Here is a 20,660-nt window from a genome sequence, read left to right as displayed (position 1 = left end):
ATTAAAATTCCTTTTTAATTTCACAGATTAAATTTTTAAATATGTGTTCAAGAACTTCTACAGATATTGAATTACCTGCCATAAAAATTATTTTGTTTTCAGATACTAAATTTGTCTTCATAATTTTATTTGCATCTTGCTTTGTAAAACCCATATATTTAAAAGCTTCTTGATAATTTATGTATCTGAAAATGTCTTTATTTTTAAAGTAAAATTTCAATCTTGAGTTAGCGCCTGAAGCTGTTAAAGTTGGACCAAATCCTTCATTTTTATAGACATAATTTTCTGAATTAAAATTAGATCAATCTTTTATAAATGCTTTTGTTATGTTATTAGAAGTAGTTTTAAATTCAGTTATTCCTTTTCTTTTAATTTTAGAAGTTAGTTCTAAAACTTGATTTGTAATTTCAGAATCAGTGTCTAAAATGTTTTTTAAAGTTTTATTATGTTTTATTTTTACAGGTCAGTTGTAAGCCTTTTTATTAAGTTTAGAAACCATAAATACTCTTTCTCTATTTTGAGCTGATCCAAAATCAGTAGAATTAATTACTTTTCAAGTTGATGTATAACCCAATTCTTTCAAGAATTTAATTCAGTCTTCAAACTCAGAAATAAACTTTTTATTAGTAAGAGATTTTACATTTTCCATTAATAAAGTTTTTGGTAATCTGTCTTTATTTTGCTTCAAAATTCTTTTTACTTGAAGCAATAAACCACTTCTTGTGTCTTCTTGAATACCTAATTGATTTCCTTGTTGAGATAAATCTTGGCAAGGAAATGAATAAGTAAAAATATCAATATCCTTTGGGATAACATTTACTTTGTTTATATCTGTATAATATAGTTTTTCTGAATTAGGATTTTTCAAAGTTTCTATAAAAGGAAGACAATATTGATAATATTTTGTTAGTTTTTCTTCATTTTGCTTTGTAAAATAATTTTTTGAAACTGGAATTTTACTATCTTTACTTAAAGTCAATTGTTGCAATTCACTAATCATTACTTCTTTTGAAACATATGAGTTTTTCTCTTCATGAGAATGTATAGTTTGATAACTTACGATCGCGTCAATATATCACTCTACTAGACCTAAAGATTTGATTTCTACTCCTAGTTCTTCTTCTATATTTTTCAAAGCTCTCAATTGAGAACCAACGCCTGCAAATACTTCAAAAACATTAATAATTTTCTTCATTTAGTGCCCTTTGCAAAAAGTTCCTGTACTGCAAAGTATATATATATATATATATAGCAAGCAAAAAGTGCTGTTTTTTGAAAAAATGCTTCTTTTTTATAGAAAAAATAAAATTAATTTATAATTTAATTTCACTAATAGAAAGGAATAAAATGGCAAAAATAGTTATAGGTATGTCAGGTGGTGTTGACTCTTCAGTAGCAGCTTATTTATTAAAACAACAAGGACATGAAGTTATTGGGGTTTTTATGCGTAACTGAGATTCAACTTTGAACAACGACATTAAAGGAAATGATTCTTATAATGATTTTATTTGTCCTCAAGAAAGAGATTGACAAGATGCTCAAGAAGTTTGCAAAAAGCTTGATATTCCTATCTATAGAGTTGATTTTATAAAGGAATATTGGGAAGAAGTTTTTGAAGACTTTATTGAAAAATATAAAGCAGGGAAAACTCCAAATCCTGATATTTTGTGTAATAAAAATATTAAATTTAAACACTTTTTAGATTATGCATTAAAAAATTTTCAGGCTGATTACATTGCAATGGGGCACTATGCTAAAACAGAAAATGGAAAACTTTTTAAAGCAAAAGACTTATCTAAAGATCAAAGTTATTTTCTTGCCCAGTTAAATAATTATCAACTTAGTAAAACAATTTTTCCTCTGGCTGATATTACAAAAGTGGAAGTTAGAAAAATAGCTACTGAACTTGACTTAATTACTCAAAATAAAAAGGATTCTACAGGTATTTGCTTCATTGGAGAAAGAAAATTTACAGACTTTTTACAAAACTATATCCCTGCTCAACCTGGCGATATTGTAGACATTACAAAAAATAAAATTATAGGAAAACATGTAGGAATTATGTACTTTACTTTAGGTCAAAGAAAAGGTCTAGGGTTAAATGGTATGGAGCAACCTTATTTTGTTGTTGGACATAATTTAGAGAGAAAAATTCTTTATGTAGCTCCTCAAGATCAAGAACAATGATTAATTTCCGATAAAGCCGAAGCTGTAAATTTCAATTTAATTGAACCTAATTTTGATCCAACTAAACTTTCAGTTAAATTTAGATACAGACAAGAAGATATTCCAGCAAAAATTCAAATTTTGGAAAATAACAAAATTATTGTTGAATATCCACAAGGATTTAAAGCTGTAACTCCTGGACAAGAAGTTGTAATTTATGAACAAGAAAAGTGTATTGGTGCAGCAACAATTGATAAAATTTATTTCAAAAACAAGCAAATTGATTATATTTAAATTTTTTTAGCACTTCAAGCTCTTTTGTGCTAAAATTTCTTTCTATGAGTAAAAGAGATTATTATGAAGTTTTAGGAATTAACAAAAGTGCGAACGAAGCAGAAATTAAAAAAGCTTATCGTACTTTAGCTATGAAATATCACCCTGACAGAAACAAAGAAAAAGACGCTGAAGCTAAGTTTAAAGAAGTAAACGAAGCTTATGAAGTTCTTTCTGACAAAGATAAAAGAGCAAAATACGACCAATTTGGACACTCTGCTTTCGACCCAAATAGTGGTTTTGGAGCTGGTGGATTTAGTCAAGGTTTTGGTGGATTTTCTGATTTTTTTAGTGATATGTTTTCTGATTTTGGTTCAGGATTTGGTTTTGGAAATTCTTCAAAAAGAAGTAATAGACCTATAAAAGGAAGTGATTATCAAGCTTCTATAAGTATTAGTTTTATTGAGTCTATTTTAGGAAAAACAATTAAGCAAGACTTAGAAAAATATGAAACTTGTTCAGCTTGTGATGGTTTAGGTGCTGAATCAAAAAATGATTTACAAGAATGTAGTAATTGTCACGGTTCAGGAGTTGTAGAAGAATACGTTTCACTTGGTGGTTTTGGTAAAATTAAAAGCACAAATGTTTGTTCAAGATGTTCTGGACAAGGAAAAATAATTACTAAAAAATGTTCAAAATGTAAGGGTCAAAAAATTATTAAAACAATAAAAAATGTTGATATTCATATTCCAGCCGGTATTCGAAATGGAGATAATATGACTCTGTCAGGCTTCGGAGGACCTGGACAAAATAAGGGACCTAGTGGTGATTTGTATCTAAAAATTAATGTAATGAATCACAAGCACTATACTAGAGCAGGAAATGATATTCATTTAACTTTACCTGTTTCTGTTGCTGATATTATTCAAGAAAACTCTGTAGAAGTTCCTACTCCTTATGGAATGGAAAATATTAGTCTTAAAAATAATTATAAATCTGGCGATGTAGTTACTATATATCGTAAAGGGGCAAAAGATCCAAGAAACAAAAACATAATTGGTGATTTTAAAGTACATTTAGAATTATATGTTCCAGAATTGTCAAGAAACGAAAAGAAAGAACTTAGTGAAATTTTTAAATCTGTAAAAGACAAAACTAAATCTAAATGATTAAAAGATTTTTAAAATAAAAAAACCGGAAATTTTCCGGTTTTTTCTTCATTTTTGAAGCTTTTTATTTGTGATGTAAGATAAATTCTACTAATGTTTTAACCATAACTCCAGTTGGGTTTTTGTCTACATTTGCTGTTCCTGCAATGTCTAAGTGAATTAAAGGTAATTCTTCTCTAAATTCAGCAACAAACATAGCAGCAGAAGAAGAACCAGCTTTTCCTGTGTAATCTGCGTTTACAATGTCTGCAACTGGTGATGAGTTATTTGCTTTAGCAAATTCTGGATGCATTGGCATTCTTCAAACCAATTCATCTGCGAACTCAGCTGCTTTTTTAAATTCTTTTCAGAAGGAATCATCTGTTGCAAAAGTTCCTGTAAAAGTTGAACCTAAAGCAATAGACATAGCACCTGTTAGTGTTGCTATTGTAAATAGTTTGTTAGCTTTTAATTCTCTAATAGCAAATGTTAAAGCATCACCTAAAATCAATCTTCCTTCTGCATCAGTGTTTGTAATTTCAACTGATTTTCCATTCATTGATTTTCAAACATTATCTGGTAAATTAGCATCTCCGTTTACTCTGTTATCTGTTAAAGGAAGAACAGCAACTACATTAACTTTTGGTGAAAATTTAGCAATTGTGTCGATAGCTGAAGCTGCAATAATAGCTCCTGACATATCGTATTTCATGCCTCTCATAAACATTCCGGTTTTAATGTTATAACCACCTGAATCGAAAGTAATTCCTTTACCTACAAAAGCAATTTTTTCTTCAGATTCTGGATTTCCGTTATATTCAATAACCACTAATCTTGGTTGATAAACTGAACCTTTGTTGACTGCTAATAATAAGTTCATTCCTAAATTTTGAATTTGTGTTTTTCCTAAAACTCTGATTTTTAAATTTGAATTTTTGCTTAATTTTTCTACAATTTTGTCTGCTAAAAATTCTGAATTACAAATGTTTGGAGGTGTATTTTGAAAAACACGTGCAAAGTTTACTGCATTTGCTACAGTTTCTGCTTTTGCTATAAAGTCTTCTAGTTCTTCTAGTCTTGAGCTAACTAATGTTAAATCTTTAATTTTAGCTCTAGTTTTTTCTTTATCACTTCTTTCTGAATAAACATCCGCGTTTAAATAAATATATCTATCTACTAGTTTTTCTACAAATTGTTTTTGTGTTTTAGGAGATAAAAATTCAAAAAATGCGTCTAAATCAACCTCTAATTCTCTTGGATATTTCGCTAAAATAGAAGCAATTTTTTTTATTTCTTCTAAAGATAATTCTTTAGGTTCTTCAAGAAAAATAGCAACTTCTCTTTCTGATAAAAATTCAGTGATTGCAAACTTTTCTTTTTGTAAAAACTCTTTTTCAGATGTATTAAAAGCAGGTCTTAATACTAATGAATTTTCTGAAAAAAATTTGTTATATTTAATCATTTTTTCCCTTCGTTTTGTTATATTTAGTAATATTAATTTGATAAAACAAATTATAAAACATTTTAAAATTTTACTTCTAAATAGTTTATGTTTTTGTTCTTTTTGCTTCATTTTTCTTCATAATCTGTGTAAATATTACCCTCGTTTTTAATATCATTATGAAGATCAGTTGTTGAATATAATATGGTTGCTCCAAACTCTTCTAAAGACAATGTTGAAAATTCAAAAAAACCATCGTTATCTGTTTTTAATTTTAAAATCCCTTTATCTGAAAGTAATTTTTTATAAATTACTAAAAAATCTTTGTATGTAAGTCTTCTTTTTAAATGTCTTTTTTTAGGTCAAGGATCAGAAAAAGTTAATCATATTAAATTTGTTTTTCCTTCAATTTTCTCTAATATGTCTTTTACATCTGAACAAATTATAAAAAAATTTTTTAATTCATAATGCTGAGCTTTTTTAATAGCTTTAACTGCTGCAGAATCAAACTTTTCTATTCCTAAAAATTTTTTATTAGGATTTTGATGCGCTAGTTCTACTAACATATCACCTTTACCCATTCCAATTTCTACGATTCAATTATTATCTATTTTTAATGGAAAATTTTCTATTAAAAAATTAGATTTTCTTAATTGTTCTAATGCATCTGGAATTTTTTTTAATCTCATGTTATCCTTTGCAAAAAAATAAAGCAAATTTACATCTGCTTTATTTTTAAATATATAAATTATTTTATTCCTCTGTTAACTGAATTGGAGGAAAGTGAATTTTACATTTAGAATTATGAATACGAGCAACTCTATGTGGATCTGTATCTTCTAACATAACAGTTTCTTCAATAAAATTGTTTGCAAATTCATCTGTTGGTTCTTCAATTATTTCTTCTGATTCTACTGTTTCTTGTGGTTCAATTTCTTCTACTAATTTTTCTCTGGTAGATCAGAATTTTATAGCAGTGTCTTCGTTATCTTTGAAAGTTCCAGTTAAAATTTGAATTAATAAAATAATTCACCAAATAAGTAGTAGAGCTAAAAATGCTACACCAACTCAGATTACTGCTCAAAATTCATCTTGAGTTCTAGCTAATACACCTGCTTTTTCAACAATAACAGCAGTTATTATCATGAATATTGAAACTCAAAAAAGTCCTGCTCTTATAATACCTATAATAGCTTTTTTTAAATAAAAATGACTTGCTGCTCAGATAAAACCGAAACCGAGTTCATATAAAAATGCTTTTTTCTGAGTTTTCCCGTCATGTCTAATCTTGTCTAACATATTTAATTGATTTCCTTAATATTTATTGATAAAAATTATAACATTTTTTCTTTATTTTTCTTTATTTTTGTAGAAAAAATCTGAAAAAATAAACAAGTGTGATTTAAAAGTTAAGTTTTTAAAAAATTTTATATTTTTTTTAGTTAAATTAAATTTTTTTACATTATTTGTTGAACCTGCAAAGATTAATTTGGCTAAATCATTTAAATTTAAATTATTTTGTTCACTGTCATTAGTAGTATTTACTATAAAAATATAAGGTGATAAAGTCACAATAGTATTTTTTATTTTATTTTTTAAATTGTTATATGTATGAATTACTTCTATACTAAATACAAATTTATCTTCATTTTGAAGTAGAATCGAATACTTTTTAAAATATTCTTTAGTTTGTGAAAGAGGTTTGTCAAAATTATCTTCGACTTTTTTGTAAACTAAATCAGAAAAAACATTGGAGGTTGGACTGTAAAAACCGGAAGATTCTGAGTTGTCCTTTTGTAACTCATCTAACTGACTATCTACAGAATCTATTGGATTTATAGTTCTCATAAAATAAGCTTTATTTAAATAAAATAAAAATCATAATCAGTTTTTAGAAAACAAATTTTTTATTTTTTCTTGAGACACTAAATAGGCATACGGGTTACCATCAGGATTTGTGTTTAAGTGGTTATAATAAAATAAATAACTTTTAATTAATTTTGAGTAAATTTTTGAATCTAAAAATTTTTGTGAATTAATATAACTTTCTTTTTCTGCAAGATTATTAAAAACTATATTAAGTAAATTTAAAATTGCATCGTTATTTAAAAATTTACTTCATTTTTCTTCATTATTGTTGTTTTTTTCTTCTTGGTTTTTGCTTATTTGTAACGTCTCTGAATCTATGTTTCTGAAGCTAAATTTTTCAAAGTGTCATTTATTATTTAAATTGTTTATTTTTTGATTTAAAGAAAAATAATAATTATTTTTTAAAATATTGTATTTAGATTCTTCTTGAGTAATTTTATTTTCTAAATATTTCTTATTAATTTGTTGTGTAACTTTATCAATTGTTTGATTATAAGATGACTGAATATTTTTTATCTGTTCTTCGACGTTTTGGTCAGTGTTGGAATCTTTTTTTTCTGATTGTTTATTGGTATCTAACACAGTTTTAATTTCTTGTTCTTCACTTTTTCGAAGATCAGACAATATATTACTAATTTCTTCAGATTGCGTTTCTGTAGAATAACTTAAAATTTCGTTATGAATATCATCAATAAAACTAATAATAAAATTAGGATTATCTTTATAAATAAAAAGGTCAAAATCAAATCTTGCAAAAATTTGTTGATTTCTTTCAAAAGTTCATAATCTCAAAATTTTATTTTTATCGAAAATTAAATAATAAATATTTTGTTCAGTTCAATAATTATTTTCTGTAACGATTTCTTTTTTTATAAATGAAAAGTTTTCGTTTTTTATTTTTAAAAATTTATCTTCTTGATTTCCAAAATCTTCTTTTTCTCCTGAATAAGGAGAATAAGAAAAAGAATATGGATTAAATGCAAATTCAAAGTTTTTTATATTTCTTAAAATAAATAATCAGTTATTACTAAAATTATTATAAATAGTTTGTTTTGCTAAAAAATCTAAGTTAGGACTTATTTTTGTATTAATTTTAAACAAACTTGGATTATATAAAGAAAAAGAATATTTTAATTCTTCTAATTGCTTGTTTTTATCTAAAGTATTTTGTTGAAAAATATAGGTTTGTTTTTGATCTTGTTTGTCAATATATATGTTATTTAAAAGTTGTTCTATTGAATTACTGTCTTTTTTTTGAACAGTAGGTGAAGAAGTGTAAAAAGTAGAAACCTCTGAACAAGACGAGAGCAAAAGGCTAGAAAATAAAGGCAAAAATAAGACTGAAAAATATTTTTTATTTACTTTCATTTGTGACATTTTCCTGATTATTTTGTTTAATATATTGTGAAGTAAAATAAGTCTCTAACTTTTGATCTTTTTTACCTGAATAAATAATTTTTCCTTCTTTTATATAGGTAACTGAGTCAACAAGCATATCGATATCTTCTAAATTATTACTACTAATTAAAATAGTTTTACCTTGATTTTTTAGTTGTTTTAATATATTAATTATATCTAATTTACTATTGAAATCTAGATTAGCTAAAGGGTCATCAAGAATTATAAAATTAGGGTTGTGAATTAGCGCTTGAATGAAGGAAATTTTTCTTTTTTGACCTAAAGAAAAATTGTAAGGTTTTTGATTTTTTAGATGTTCAATTTTAAAGATAGATAAAAATTTTTCTACTCTTTTATCAATTAAAGTTGGTGTTAGTTTTGAAATCTTGCCTAACAAAGTTAAATATTTATAAGTTGTTATATGTTTTGGAAAATCTATAACTGATGGAACATAACCTAAAATTGATTTTGAATTTGTAGCTTTTGAGTTTGAATTATTTATTTGAATTTCACCTGTGTAATTTACATAAGAATTAACAATAGACTTGATAATTGCTGTTTTTCCTGCTCCATTTTCACCGATTAGAGCATGAACTTCCTTGAGATTAACAGAAAAACTTATTTTATTAACTATAGGATTTTTTAGTCTTAAATTTACTTTTAAATTTTTGACTTTTAACATTAAATTGGAATTCATTATTCATAATCCTTTTTGTTATGTAAAGAATATAAAGAAAACAAAAGCAATAAAGAAATTAGCATTCACTCAAGAATAAAGGTGTTTTTCTTAACAACTTGTGTTTTAATTTTTACTTGATAAATTTCATCAACAGGTTGAAATAAATAATTTTCTGATTCATTTAGATGATATCTAAAAATAGATTTGTTATTAATATTTTTTTCTTCTGAAACAAAAGAAGAATAACCTCCTATAAAATAGTCTTCATTATCTATAGTAATTAAAAATTTATCTTGTTTATAACTTCCGTCTTTGTTTTTTAATAAATTATCAAAAATTATTGATTTATTTTGATTAAAAAATAAGTAATAAATAAGCCCTGTTGCTATATAAATATTTTTTTCTATGTTGCTTTTAATTTTTGAATTATCTAAAACTGAGTTTAATACTACTGTGTTGTTGTCGGTCAAATTTTTGTATAAGTTTTCTTCATTTTGCTTTATAAAAGAAGAAATGTTGCTTAAAATTTCTTCTTTATTTAAATTATTAGATAACTTGCTAAAAAACATATTAGCTTCATTTATGAAGGTTTTTGATTCTAATAGTTCTTTTAAATATTCTCATTTTAATTTACCAACTAAATTATTTGGAACACCAAATATTTGATCATCTTCTTTAAAATGATGATTAAAATTTGAAGCATTTGTATTTGCATAAATTATGTTAGTGTTAATTTGATTTTTTAAAAAAGTTTTGTTTTTTAAAGCACCTGGAACCAAAAACTGTTTTTTATTGGTTGGATTTAAGGTTAAATTATAAGTTGGTAAGCCAACAAAATTATTCACTTCATAGCTGTTTTCTGAAGATTCCAGACCATTATAATATATGTAATTTCCTAAAGCTTGATCTTTTTTATTTACTCTTGGTTTTAGTAAGCCTTGATTTTTGTGATTAAATACATTTATAAATTGATAAGGTAAAGAAAGATAAGTAACTGCTTGTCACAATTGTGAAGAAGAGGAAGACTTATTTCAATAATCGGAAAGGAGATTTGCTTGTTTTTCATTGATTTTTGTGTTTGAAAGTTTTTTAGGAATCAAATAAAAAGTATCTTCATTATTATTTAAATAAAACTTTTCTAAATCTAAAACTGTTTGTGAGTCAGTTTGAGAATCAGGTAAATTTAAATAATGTGCATAATTCAAATTACTTGGTTTTGCAAACACAGAAGTTCCTGTACCTAAAAAAAGTAAAGGTGTAAAAATAGCAATCGGTGTAAGCACAGAAAGTTTAAAACTTAGTCTTGAGGCTAGAAGTCCTGCAATTGATCCAAAAACTAAAAAAGTGAAAAAGGGTGAAAAAAAATCTCAAGCTAATCACGCTTTAATTTGATTAATATATGTTATGTTAAAAAGATAAAAGAGTCAATTACAACCCATGAAAATAAAAGATCATATTGTTGCTAAAATTACACACAACAAAATTTTAGTTGCATTAATATATTTTCTAGAATATGACTTAGTAAACAAAATAACATCTAATCCATCTTTATGTAAATCATAAAATAAATTTAAAAACTTACAAGAAGCAAAAACTACTGTAAAAAGAAGGTTAATTAGAAAAAACATAAAGCTAAAAATTAAAAAATTATCTTCGTGAGCAAAAGAAAAAGATATTAATGAGTAAATAAAACTTCACACAACCATTATTAACGGCAGAATATATGTATTTTTCCTTGAAAAAACATATTGACTAATTGTGTTGAAGTATAAATTTTTTTTAAATATTGATAAATTGAACAGTTTTTTCATAAGGAAAATGCTTTATTTTTCTTTCTAATCTTATTAATTTTATTATTTATTATAACAAATAAGAATTTAAATATAATATAGTTTTGATTATAATTAATTACTAATAAAGAAATGAATAGTATGAAAATAGCAATTGTTGGAGCTGATAAAGTTTGTATTGGCTTAATTAATAATTTAATTTTGTCTCATGATAATTATGAGATTTTAATAATTGACAAATTTGAAGGACCAAGAGATGGAAATATTCTTGATTTTGAAGATATTTTAGGTTTTGCTAATTCTAAATTTAAAATAAAAGCAGGAAATTTTTCTGACTTGGAAAATATTGATTTACTAATAATAGGCGCAAAAAGCCGAGTTATGCCAGGGCAGTTAGAACATGAACTTTATGAAGAAAACGCAAGAGTTATTGTTGAAATTGCTTATTTTGTTAAACAATCTGGTTTCAAGGGTTTGACTATTTTATTAACTCAACCAACATCTGTGCTTGCAAAATTATACGCAGAACACACTGGTTTAGAATTAGAAAAAATTGTTGGCTTTGGAACAATGATTGAGAATTTAAGACTACACAAATTACTTAGAGAACAAATTCAAAATTATGAGTTTGATGCGGTAGTTTTAGGCGATAAAAATAATTATTTTACTAATTTTGATGAAATAAAAGAAAAATACAGAATTACTGATAGCACATTATTAACCTCTATTTTTGAGATAATTAATAAAAAAGATATGGAAATTTTTGTAAAAAAGGGTAACCCCCATTTTGCTGCTTCATTTGTTTTATTTAAGTTTATAAATAGTATTTATCATAAAAAAGAATATTCATTTATTGTTAATGTTTTTGCAAAAAAATACTATGATTTTGAAGAAAATTTTATTTCATTACCTGCTGTTGTGAACATTCATGGGGTAAAAAGAATTAAAACTATAACATTATCTCAACAAGAACAAAATAAATTATTAGAATACGGGCATAGACTTAATAATTTATATGAAAATATAAAGAAAATTTGTTAAGAAAATGTTAAAAAAACTCTTCTTTTTGAAGAGTTTTTTAAATTACTTGGATTTGTCAAAATCAAAATCTATTATTGAAAAGTCTATTGGATCTCCACCTAATGACTCTTCATAAATTGGTTTATCTAATCTTGCTATTTTCAAGGTATTTCCTGCACCAAAATGAAGTGTTATAAAAGAGTATTGTTTAAGATTAAAATCAGTTTTTTTACCATTTAAGTAGTCAGGGAAAATTTTCAATCATGGAGAAAAAGTTATTTTAGAATCTATAACTTTAGTTTTGCTAGGATCATAAATATGTCTCACAGTTAGATCAAAAATAAAATTGTCTTCATTTGTAAATAAAATTTTATATTCTTTAAAATAAGTAACACTGTTAATAATGGTAGATGTTTCATCAAAATTATTATTTACTTCTTCATAAATCATATTAGTAAAGAAATTATTTTTAGGTTTATAAAATTGAGAACTAGAGGTATTGGAAGCTCTAATATCTTCTGTAAATTCTTCACCTGTTTTTTGAAATAAGTCTAAAGATTTTAATGATTTTATAAAATAAATATTATTTATGTAATATAAAAATCAAAGTCAGTCATTTCTTATTAGTTCAAAAATATTATCTCTAGATTTAGTATAAAAAACCGGAGTACTATCTTTGTCAAAAGCAGCAGTTTCTGTTCTTATGTAAGAATAATAAAAATAATCTTCTCTTAGTTTTTTAGTTTGTTTTTCTGAATCAATTTCTTTTTGAAGTCCAATATATTTGTTTCTGTCTTCTTCATTAGGATAGGCAAGTTTTAAAAGGTTTTGAACAACAGAATTTTCTAAAAATTGTCTTCAATTTTCTTCTTTTTGTTGTTTGAAAGTTTGATTTTTATATTCTTGTTTAAACTGTTTTAAGTCTGTTGTTGAGACACTGGAAGAAGAACAAGAAATTAAAAGAGATATAGGAAAAATTGAAGAAAATATCATAAAAATTTTTTTATTTTTCATTTTTATCTCCTTTTAATTCTAAAAGCATTTGGGCAACAAAACCATATCTATATTTATTAATAAAATCGTTTTCAAAAGCGTCATAAAATTCTTGGATTTGATGATAAAGAGCTTGGTGGAAAATTTGAGTCAATATCTTAACAGATAATTTTGTTCTGGCTTTAGGGAAGTAATAAATTAATGGGTTAAATTGAACAGCACTACTGTCTTTGTTTAAAATGACTTTAATATTAATAAGCGCATTGTTTTTAACTATATAAAAATCTTTATAGGTAGTAGACTGAATTGAAGCATCTCCAACTTGAATGCTTTCTAAATTGTTATTTACAAAATAATAATCGTCTGCCCCATCCATTGAATTAATTTCATCTAAAAATTTTTGGGAATGGTGTACTTTTTGTTGAGTTAGTTTATTAACTTGTTCAGGAAAGGCGTATCAGTTAGAAAATTTAATTTGGAATTTATCTAAGTTTCTAAGAATGAACAATCAGTTATCAGAATAAAATGTTTCAAGTTTTTTGAAAAGTTCTTTATGTTGACTACTAAAGTGTTCTGGATTTTTTGGAATTTCTTTTTGAAGCTCTTTTAATTCTTTTCAAATTCTGTCTTCATTTTCCTTTCCTTCTTGTGTATTTAAGAAGGATTCTCAAGCTACATTATCATTATTATATGCAGCTTTTTTGATAACTTCATAAATGCTTTTTGTTGTTTTTTCTTCTAAAGTTTCATTTGGATTTAAAACATCTTTATCGTGATTTATAAACTTATCAAATTCACTAGTTTGTTGAATTTTTGTTTCAGTTGTAGTATTTGAATCTTGCACAAAGTTTCTTTTTAATTGAATTACTGAAGTAACAACATCTCTAAAGGCAAATCGTTTATATCCTCATTTTTGAGCTAAAGAATCTAAACTAGACAGCAAAGTTAAATAATAAGAATCTTTAAAAACTTCGTATTTAGCTTTTTCTCTTTGGGTTGCCTGATTGTTAAATTCGATGGTTAAATTTTCTTTAATTTTGTCTAATCTTTCATCCAATGTTAATTTAGAATTAGGACTAAAAATATCATCGTCATCGTCATCGTCGTCATCTAAATCATCACCATCATTATGATTATGGTTGTGACCTTTGTCTTTATTGTCAGTAATATTTTTATCGTTTGCTTTATCTGGATTGGACTGTATATTAGATTTGTGCTTTAGTTTTCATTGCTTTACAAACTCATCTCTTCTTTTTTCAAAGTCCTTTTGAGATTCTCCTGTCTTTATTGTTGGAAAGTCTGGATCTTCGAACATTGCATCATCTTCTTCATCATCTTCATCACCAGAGTTTTCGTTAGTTCCTTTTTCACCTTCTGGATTATCTTTATTTGTTGAAGTTGCATTTGGATGTTCTGCTTTTCATTTTTTTATAAAAGCATTTTTTCTTTTCTCCCACTCTTCATCACTCTCGCCTTTTTTCTTCATGTATGGAAAGTCTGGATCGTCATACACTGGATCATCTACATCTAAATTTTTATAGTCATCGTTAGAATCTGAGTCGGTATCGTGGTTTTTATTTGTAGAAGAATCCGAACTTCCTTTGTTTGAATTATTTCCGCCTGAATTTCCGCCTGTATCAGAATCTCCTCCATCTCCTCCATCATCGTCTCCATCTGAATCATCATGTCCATCGTGAAACAACACTGGTTTAAGAGCTGAATTTGCTGACTGTGAAAGTAAAAGGTTTTGTTCATTTTGTATTTTTTTATTCAAAATATTTTGTTCAAAAGCCTTTGATTGTTCATTTAATTCTGTTAAAAACAAACCAAGAGAAGAAATAGGTTTATCAAACACTAAAACTTCAAAATCAAGTCTAGCAAATATTGCATTATCCTTCTCAAATGTTCATAATTTTATAATTTTATTATTATCATAAACCAAATAATAAACATACTCATTTGTATAGTAATTGGACGTAGAAAATTGTTTAAATTTATAAAAATCGAAGTTTTTATTTTCGAAAGTGATAAATTTATTACTTGTTTTATCAAAGTCTTTATCTTCATCTTTGAAGCTTATGTACTTTCCTTTATATGGATTGTAAGCAAAGTAAAATTTATCTATATTTTGAAGGATAAATAGTCAATTTTTAGTAAAGTTTCTTCAAATATTATTTTTTGAAAAAACAATTGTTAATTTACTATCATAAAATCTATCATTTACAAAAACTGCTGGGTTTACAAAGGAAAAAGAATATTTTAATTCTTCTAAAGTTTTATTAGTGTCTAAATTAATTTGTTCAAGTATAAAACTATCTTTTTGAAGATTTTTTTGTGTTTGTTTGTCTTTATAAGTTTGGCTTGTTTTTGTTTCATTTGCTGCTGGTTCTTGTTGGTAAACAGAGTCTAACAAAGAAGCTAAACTTGTATTTAAAAAGTTAGTAGCTAAGTTGTTTTGTGTTCTTTTTTCTTCATTTTTGAAGGATCTAACTTCTGATTGAGCACAAGAAATTAATAAAGGTGAAACTGCAAAAAAACTGAAAATTATAGGTAGTTGTTTTTTAATTTTTTTCATCTATTTGCTCATCTATAACTTGTGTGTAATAAAGATCATTTAAATTTTGTTTTTTTGCTCCGGTATAGTAAATTTTACCTTTATTTATCAAGGTAACTGAATCAACTATTTGATCAATTTCAGATAGGTTATGACTACTTAAAAAAATGGTTTTTCCTTGTGTTCTAAGATCTTGAATAATCTTAATAAAATCGAATCTACTTGTTGGATCTAAATTAGCTAGTGGTTCGTCTAATATGATTAACTCAGGATTGTGAATAAGTGCTTGAATTAAAGCAATTTTTCTTTTTTGACCTGAAGAAAAATCATAAGGTTTTGAACTTGCTAAATCTTGAATATTTAAAGCTTCTAAAAATTTATCAATGTCTTGATTTGCTTGTTTTTTATTAAGATTTGAAAGTTGCGCTAATAAAAGTAAATATTCTTTTGTTTTTAATTCTTTTGGAAATAAAGACTTTTCTGGAACATAGCCTAAAAATTTTTTTGCTTCTGGAGTTGTGTTTTTAAAGCCATTAATAAGAATGTCTCCTTGATAATTTCTATAAGCGTCAACAATTGCTTTGATAATTGTGGTTTTTCCTGCTCCATTTTCACCAATAAAAGCGTGAATTTCTCCTTCTAAAACTTCGAAGTTAATGTCTTGAACACCTCGATTAGAATTTTTATAAATTTTGTTTAAGTTTGATACTTTTAAAATTGTTTTTTTCATTATTTATAATCTTTTCTACTGTATAGAACATAAATTCCTGTTAAAAGTGAGCTAGAAATTATTAATCAAATTAATAAAAATAAAGGTTTTTGAAGTACTTTGGAAGTAGGATGAACTTCAATAATGTCAACCACAGGTTGAAATAAAAAGTTTTGGCTTGGAGTTAGATCATAACGGTAAATTACTTTGTCTTCTGTTTGAGCATTTGGTTGATTGTCGACAGGTCTTTTTACTATTTTAGATTGAGAAGCATAAGATGCATAACCACCAATGTTGTAAACTTGTTCATTTATTTTTATTTTAAATGTTTCTGGATCGTAGTTATCTAATTCATTTTTTAATAAAGTGTCAAGAATTTTTGAATCAGGGTTATTAAAAAATAAGTAGTAAATCAAGGAAGTAGCAATATAAACCTTCTTTTCAGTTAAAGATTGAATTTGACGAATATCAATTTTGTTTTTTAAAACTGCTGTATTTTCATCTTCAATTTGTGAGTAGTTTAGATTAGAACTTTCCTTTAAAAATGAAGCAATTTTATCTAAAATTTGTTCTTTGGTAGATTTATCATCAATTTGATTATAAAAGGCTTGGGCTGTTTGTAAAAAGGCCTTAGATTCTAAGATTTCTTTTATATATTTTCATTTTAATCTACCGACTAAAGAAGTGTTGGTTGGTGAAGATTCTTCATCTTCTGGAAAAACTGCGTCAGAATTACTTGCATTTTCATTTGCATAAATAATTTCTCTGTTGTCAAGCTTGTTTTCGAATTGAGTGTTGTTTTTTAAAGCACCTGGGATTAAAAACACTTTTTGAATTCTGTTATCAGCAAGAACGTCATATTGCTTAAGTGATTTTGTAGAATTTTGAATAGCATAGTTGTTTTCTGCTGTTTGTAAGTTTGAATAATAAATGTAGTTACTTAAAGCGTTTTGTTCTATGTTAGTTAGGGTTTTTATAGGATCTTGATCTTTGATGTTAAAAATATTAATAAACTGATAAGGAACTAAAATGTATGATAAACCTTGTCATAAAGTTGCAGAGTTAGATGCTTTATTTTTAGCTTCATTTAAAAAGCTAATTTGTTGTTGATCAAAGTACAAATTATCCACTTGTTTTGGGATTAAATAGTAATTATCTTTGTTGTTATTTAAATAAAATTTTTCTGCTCTTAAAATAGTGTTAGAGTCTGTATTGTTGTAATTTAAGTTGAAATATTCTGCCATTTTTTCATTTGCTGGGGTAGAGAAAAATGCAGGTACACTTCCTAAAAAAAGTAAAGGTGTAAAGATTAATATTGGTAAACTTAATGATACTTTTGAACTAAATCTTAAAACTAATAATCCTGAAATAGAACCAAAAATTAAGAAAGTAAAAAATGGAGAGAGAAAAGCTCAAATGTAAAACATATTGATTTGATCTATATATTTCAAGTTAATTAGGAAAAAAATTAGGAAATTAAGAAGAAAAAGTAAAGATCATAAAAAAGCTAAAAATACTAAAAATAAAATTTTAGTTAAAATGATGTACTGTCTAGTGTATGGTTTTGTGAAGGTAATAATATCTAAGCCTTGTGAGCTTAAATCTTTAAAAATGTTTAAAAATTTGTATGAGCTATAAACTACTGTAAATAGTAAGTTTATAAATAAAGTAATATAAGTAAAAATTAAAAATGACTTAGCGGTTGCTAATGTCAGAGTAATAATTGCTAATATTAAAGTTAAAATAAAAGATACAATTGGCAATGCAAAAGTACTTTTTTTCTTGAAAATTATTTTAAATAAAACTTTAAAATAATTATTATTTTTAAATGGTGAATAATATGTAATTTTATTCATCAATCTTTCTACTAAAAATATAAAATTTTTAAAAATGTGTTTTTTTGTTTAATAAATAATAAAAATTAATGCTTTAATTATATACAAAAATTTAAAAATATTATTTTATTAAAAAAATATAATAAAAAAGAAGGAAAAATTCCTTCTTTTTTCTACTCTGAATCAACTTTTATGTTGGAAATTTGTAATACTAAATCGTCTAAATTTATATTAGGATTTTTTTCTAATTCTTTTTTTCTATCGATTAAAAATTCTATTTTTTTAGAGTTTTTATTATAAATATTATCGAACACAAAAAAACTTGTAATACTTCCTAAAAAAGCAATGATCGCATTTAAAAAAGCTATTGCCACAAATAAACGAACTGCAGAGAGGTTAGGATTTTTAGCTATAGAATAAGCTGATAAAATCCCATTAAATGCTGCCATTAAAATCAAAATTATGCTGGCAATTATAAAAATAGATTTGGAAATTCTGGCTTTTCGAGCAAGGAAAGAAATTTGTTCTCTGATTTTTTGAATTTGCACTTCTCTAGTCATTTTTGACCTCTCTGTTCTTTAACCTGGTTGTATTACCAAAGTAATCATTGACTTTTTCAAACAAAGTAAGTTCAGGGTTGGGATTGTCTTTATATTTTCCTGATTTTGAATGAAATAAAATTAGTTCTAATTCTAGGAAATTATTTAGCTCTTTGTTTCTAATTCATTTGTTTTTAACTAAAAATAAAGCAATTAAACCGTTTACTATACTTAAAATTATGTTGATTCATAAAGTAAATATTGGTCATTGATCTACAATTACTGGTTTTCCTGAACTAGTATCTGTGATTTGGAAAATTGATGCAAAAGGTTTAAATTCATCAAGTCTAGAAGAAGCTAATTTAAAAACTCCCATGAGCGCTGCGAAAAAAGCGAAAAAGATCGAAAATAAAGAGCAGGTTCAAAAAATTGCTTGATAAATTTTAGCTTTTTTTGATGTCTTAGAATATAAATAGTTTGTAAATTCTAATCCACTACTAGTTAATTTAACAGGTTTTAGCATTATTTTTTAACTCCTAAAATTGCTTTTTTTAATAATTTTAGTTTGGAAACATCTTTTTTCGCTAAATAAAAATCGTTGATTTCTTTAAAATCTGACTCGAAAGTTTCATAAGAGTAATTAGGATCAGATTCGATTTTCAAGTAAATATAATTGAGTTCACGTTGAGCTTTTTTGTAATCGTGATACTTCATTATTTCTTTGTAAACACCCAAAAAAATGTTTAAAACAAAAGTTAAAACAATGGTAGTTGCTAAAACTATTGTTAAACCTAATTCATCGAAAAATGATTTTCTTGTGGCTACTGGAATTTTATTATATCTAATTAATTCTAGATAAATAACAACCGCAGCTAGCACTACTATAGTTAAACTAGCAAACAAGGAAATGTATTTTATTAATCTTGAAAATTGAAAGGCAAGAATTTTATTTCTGGTTAATCTTGCTTGTTTTTGATCTATGTACTCTAATAATTGTTCTTTTATAGGGTTCATAGTTTTATAATTTTACCATATTTAGTCTTTAAAAAATTGAAAGATGAAGTTTTAATTTAGTTCTTTTTTGTTAATTCTACTAAACAGTGCAAAGTTAATTTTGTAAGAATTAATCATTTTCTAATCGGCTACCTTGTTTAAAATTAAAAAAGTCGTCAATTCTTTCTCAATTATCTTTTAAAGTGATTTTAAAATTATTAAATTTTACTTTTTTGTCTTCAAATTCAAAGCATTTTAGGAAAATTGTGATTATTCAAATCAATCAAAATGCTAAGAAAAAAATTATAGATAAACTAAATAATTGATAAGGTCGTTGTGAAATAATACCTAAAACAGATAAGCCTTTGTGTCCAAAATAAAATCAATTTGCATTGTAAGCTATTTGTAGTTTTACATTTAAACTATGATGACTAGCAGCATAAAAAATTCAGTTTAATGTAAATAAAAATGTAGCACAAACAAATATTATAAAGCAGGATTGTAATACAACTTTGTTAGTGATTCTAAATTTGTTAGGTTGTACCATTTGTAATAAAAATGGAAAAATTAAAACTATTAAGTGTGTAATTAAATATTCTCAAAATAAATATGAATCATATCCTCAGTCTAATCCTTGGCGATTTCAGACAACGTTAGAATCATAATTATAAAGTTTATCATCTAAAATAGTACTTTCATTTCTTGAAATTTCAGTAAAAACTAAAGCTAAAGTAGCGCCAACAAATGATGGTATAGTAAAAAATCTAATGTATTGTGTTTTATTAAAAAATAAAACTATTATGATAACTATTGTCATTAAACGACACAAATGAAGTGGCAAATATTCTCACTTATAAATATAATCATAACTTTCTAAAACAGCAATTCTACTTACAAATGAATATAAAAAAATTATTACTGCGATAAATTTAAATGAGTAATTAATGATAATTGGATGATTTTGATAAAAATTTCTCAATTTAAATCTTAAAAGATAAATTACAAATAATACTATAAAAGCAATTGCTACTATAGAAAAAAATACTGCTTTACTACTTGCAAAATCTACTTGATTTCCTCTTCAATTAAAAGCATCTGTAATCATAATTTTCCTTCATTTTTATAGTATTTTAAACTCTACTGGCAAAAATTATAACAAAAAGTAAATGAATTTATTTTGTTTTTTAAAATAAAAAAAAAGGACATTTTTTGTCCTTAAGATAATTCTCTGAAAACTGAATAGCAATAATATT

18 protein-coding genes are annotated in these 20,660 nt (G+C 25.3%); 3 read left to right on the top strand and 15 right to left on the bottom strand.

What is annotated here, in order from left to right; all coding sequences use genetic code 4:
• Position 1: 1 nt before the first annotated feature.
• Complete coding sequence (gene dcm_N / locus HF996_RS00185; protein ID WP_168910102.1) at positions 2 to 1,195, bottom strand: DNA (cytosine-5-)-methyltransferase N-terminal subunit; 1,194 nt, start codon at positions 1,193 to 1,195, stop codon at positions 2 to 4.
• A 137-nt stretch (positions 1,196 to 1,332) separates the two neighbouring features.
• Between dcm_N and mnmA the strand changes: the two genes are divergently transcribed.
• Both mnmA and dnaJ read left to right on the top strand, forming a co-directional pair.
• The gene (mnmA, locus tag HF996_RS00180; RefSeq protein WP_168910718.1) at positions 1,333 to 2,460 is read left to right on the top strand and encodes a tRNA 2-thiouridine(34) synthase MnmA; all 1,128 of its coding nucleotides are present in this window, start codon (positions 1,333 to 1,335) and stop codon (positions 2,458 to 2,460) included.
• Between the two features lie 44 nt (positions 2,461 to 2,504).
• Entirely contained in the window at positions 2,505 to 3,623 is a 1,119-nt protein-coding gene (dnaJ, locus tag HF996_RS00175; protein ID WP_168910101.1) for a molecular chaperone DnaJ, read from the top strand.
• Positions 3,624 to 3,672: 49 nt separating this feature from the next.
• On the opposite strand, the gene HF996_RS00170 is transcribed toward dnaJ, so the two are convergent.
• From HF996_RS00170 to HF996_RS00145, 6 genes are all read right to left on the bottom strand, one after another.
• A complete protein-coding gene (locus tag HF996_RS00170; RefSeq protein ID WP_168910100.1) occupies positions 3,673 to 5,049 on the bottom strand; it encodes a leucyl aminopeptidase family protein in 1,377 nt (458 codons plus the stop codon).
• Positions 5,050 to 5,111: 62 nt separating this feature from the next.
• A complete protein-coding gene (gene trmB, locus HF996_RS00165; RefSeq protein ID WP_168910099.1) occupies positions 5,112 to 5,717 on the bottom strand; it encodes a tRNA (guanosine(46)-N7)-methyltransferase TrmB in 606 nt (201 codons plus the stop codon).
• 64 nt (positions 5,718 to 5,781) lie between these two features.
• Positions 5,782 to 6,327 (bottom strand): hypothetical protein, encoded by a 546-nt coding sequence (locus HF996_RS00160; protein ID WP_168910098.1) that lies wholly within the window; start codon positions 6,325 to 6,327, stop codon positions 5,782 to 5,784.
• A gap of 51 nt (positions 6,328 to 6,378) precedes the next feature.
• The gene (locus HF996_RS00155; RefSeq protein ID WP_168910097.1) at positions 6,379 to 8,265 is read right to left on the bottom strand and encodes an aromatic motif membrane protein; all 1,887 of its coding nucleotides are present in this window, start codon (positions 8,263 to 8,265) and stop codon (positions 6,379 to 6,381) included.
• Positions 8,252 to 8,992 carry an ATP-binding cassette domain-containing protein gene (locus tag HF996_RS00150; RefSeq protein ID WP_168910096.1) on the bottom strand — a complete coding sequence of 247 codons (741 nt, stop codon included), beginning with the start codon at positions 8,990 to 8,992 and terminating at the stop codon, positions 8,252 to 8,254. The genes HF996_RS00155 and HF996_RS00150 overlap by 14 nt, the downstream gene beginning before the upstream one ends.
• Positions 8,992 to 10,680 carry an ABC transporter permease gene (locus HF996_RS00145; RefSeq protein WP_254427721.1) on the bottom strand — a complete coding sequence of 563 codons (1,689 nt, stop codon included), beginning with the start codon at positions 10,678 to 10,680 and terminating at the stop codon, positions 8,992 to 8,994. Before HF996_RS00145 ends, HF996_RS00150 begins: the two co-directional genes overlap by 1 nt.
• A gap of 225 nt (positions 10,681 to 10,905) precedes the next feature.
• Between HF996_RS00145 and HF996_RS00140 the strand changes: the two genes are divergently transcribed.
• The gene (locus tag HF996_RS00140; RefSeq protein WP_168910094.1) at positions 10,906 to 11,805 is read left to right on the top strand and encodes a lactate/malate family dehydrogenase; all 900 of its coding nucleotides are present in this window, start codon (positions 10,906 to 10,908) and stop codon (positions 11,803 to 11,805) included.
• A 42-nt stretch (positions 11,806 to 11,847) separates the two neighbouring features.
• On the opposite strand, the gene HF996_RS00135 is transcribed toward HF996_RS00140, so the two are convergent.
• The 8 genes from HF996_RS00135 to HF996_RS00100 form a co-directional block, all read right to left on the bottom strand.
• Positions 11,848 to 12,798: an aromatic motif membrane protein gene (locus tag HF996_RS00135; protein ID WP_168910093.1), complete on the bottom strand. Its 951-nt coding sequence runs from the start codon at positions 12,796 to 12,798 to the stop codon at positions 11,848 to 11,850.
• Positions 12,788 to 15,352 carry an aromatic motif membrane protein gene (locus HF996_RS00130; RefSeq protein ID WP_168910092.1) on the bottom strand — a complete coding sequence of 855 codons (2,565 nt, stop codon included), beginning with the start codon at positions 15,350 to 15,352 and terminating at the stop codon, positions 12,788 to 12,790. The genes HF996_RS00135 and HF996_RS00130 overlap by 11 nt, the downstream gene beginning before the upstream one ends.
• On the bottom strand, positions 15,339 to 16,061 hold the full coding sequence (locus tag HF996_RS00125; RefSeq protein ID WP_168910091.1) for an ABC transporter ATP-binding protein: 723 nt from the start codon (positions 16,059 to 16,061) through the stop codon (positions 15,339 to 15,341). Before HF996_RS00125 ends, HF996_RS00130 begins: the two co-directional genes overlap by 14 nt.
• Positions 16,061 to 17,896: an ABC transporter permease gene (locus tag HF996_RS00120; RefSeq protein ID WP_168910090.1), complete on the bottom strand. Its 1,836-nt coding sequence runs from the start codon at positions 17,894 to 17,896 to the stop codon at positions 16,061 to 16,063. The genes HF996_RS00125 and HF996_RS00120 overlap by 1 nt, the downstream gene beginning before the upstream one ends.
• 152 nt (positions 17,897 to 18,048) lie before the next feature.
• Complete coding sequence (locus HF996_RS00115; protein WP_168910089.1) at positions 18,049 to 18,435, bottom strand: DUF4231 domain-containing protein; 387 nt, start codon at positions 18,433 to 18,435, stop codon at positions 18,049 to 18,051.
• Positions 18,428 to 18,937 (bottom strand): DUF4231 domain-containing protein, encoded by a 510-nt coding sequence (locus tag HF996_RS00110; protein ID WP_168910088.1) that lies wholly within the window; start codon positions 18,935 to 18,937, stop codon positions 18,428 to 18,430. Before HF996_RS00110 ends, HF996_RS00115 begins: the two co-directional genes overlap by 8 nt.
• Positions 18,937 to 19,428, bottom strand: coding sequence for a hypothetical protein (locus HF996_RS00105; protein ID WP_168910087.1), 492 nt, complete (start codon positions 19,426 to 19,428; stop codon positions 18,937 to 18,939). The genes HF996_RS00110 and HF996_RS00105 overlap by 1 nt, the downstream gene beginning before the upstream one ends.
• Before the next feature lie 109 nt (positions 19,429 to 19,537).
• Positions 19,538 to 20,512, bottom strand: a complete 975-nt coding sequence (locus HF996_RS00100; RefSeq protein ID WP_168910086.1) for a YwaF family protein — start codon at positions 20,510 to 20,512, stop codon at positions 19,538 to 19,540.
• Positions 20,513 to 20,660: the final 148 nt, after the last annotated feature.

The organism is Mycoplasma sp. 1654_15 (genome assembly GCF_012516495.1).
GTDB lineage: Bacteria > Bacillota_I > Bacilli_A > Mycoplasmatales > Metamycoplasmataceae > Mesomycoplasma.
The sequence above is the reverse complement of the archived record's forward strand: the minus strand, read 5'-3'. Positions and strand labels throughout refer to the sequence as shown.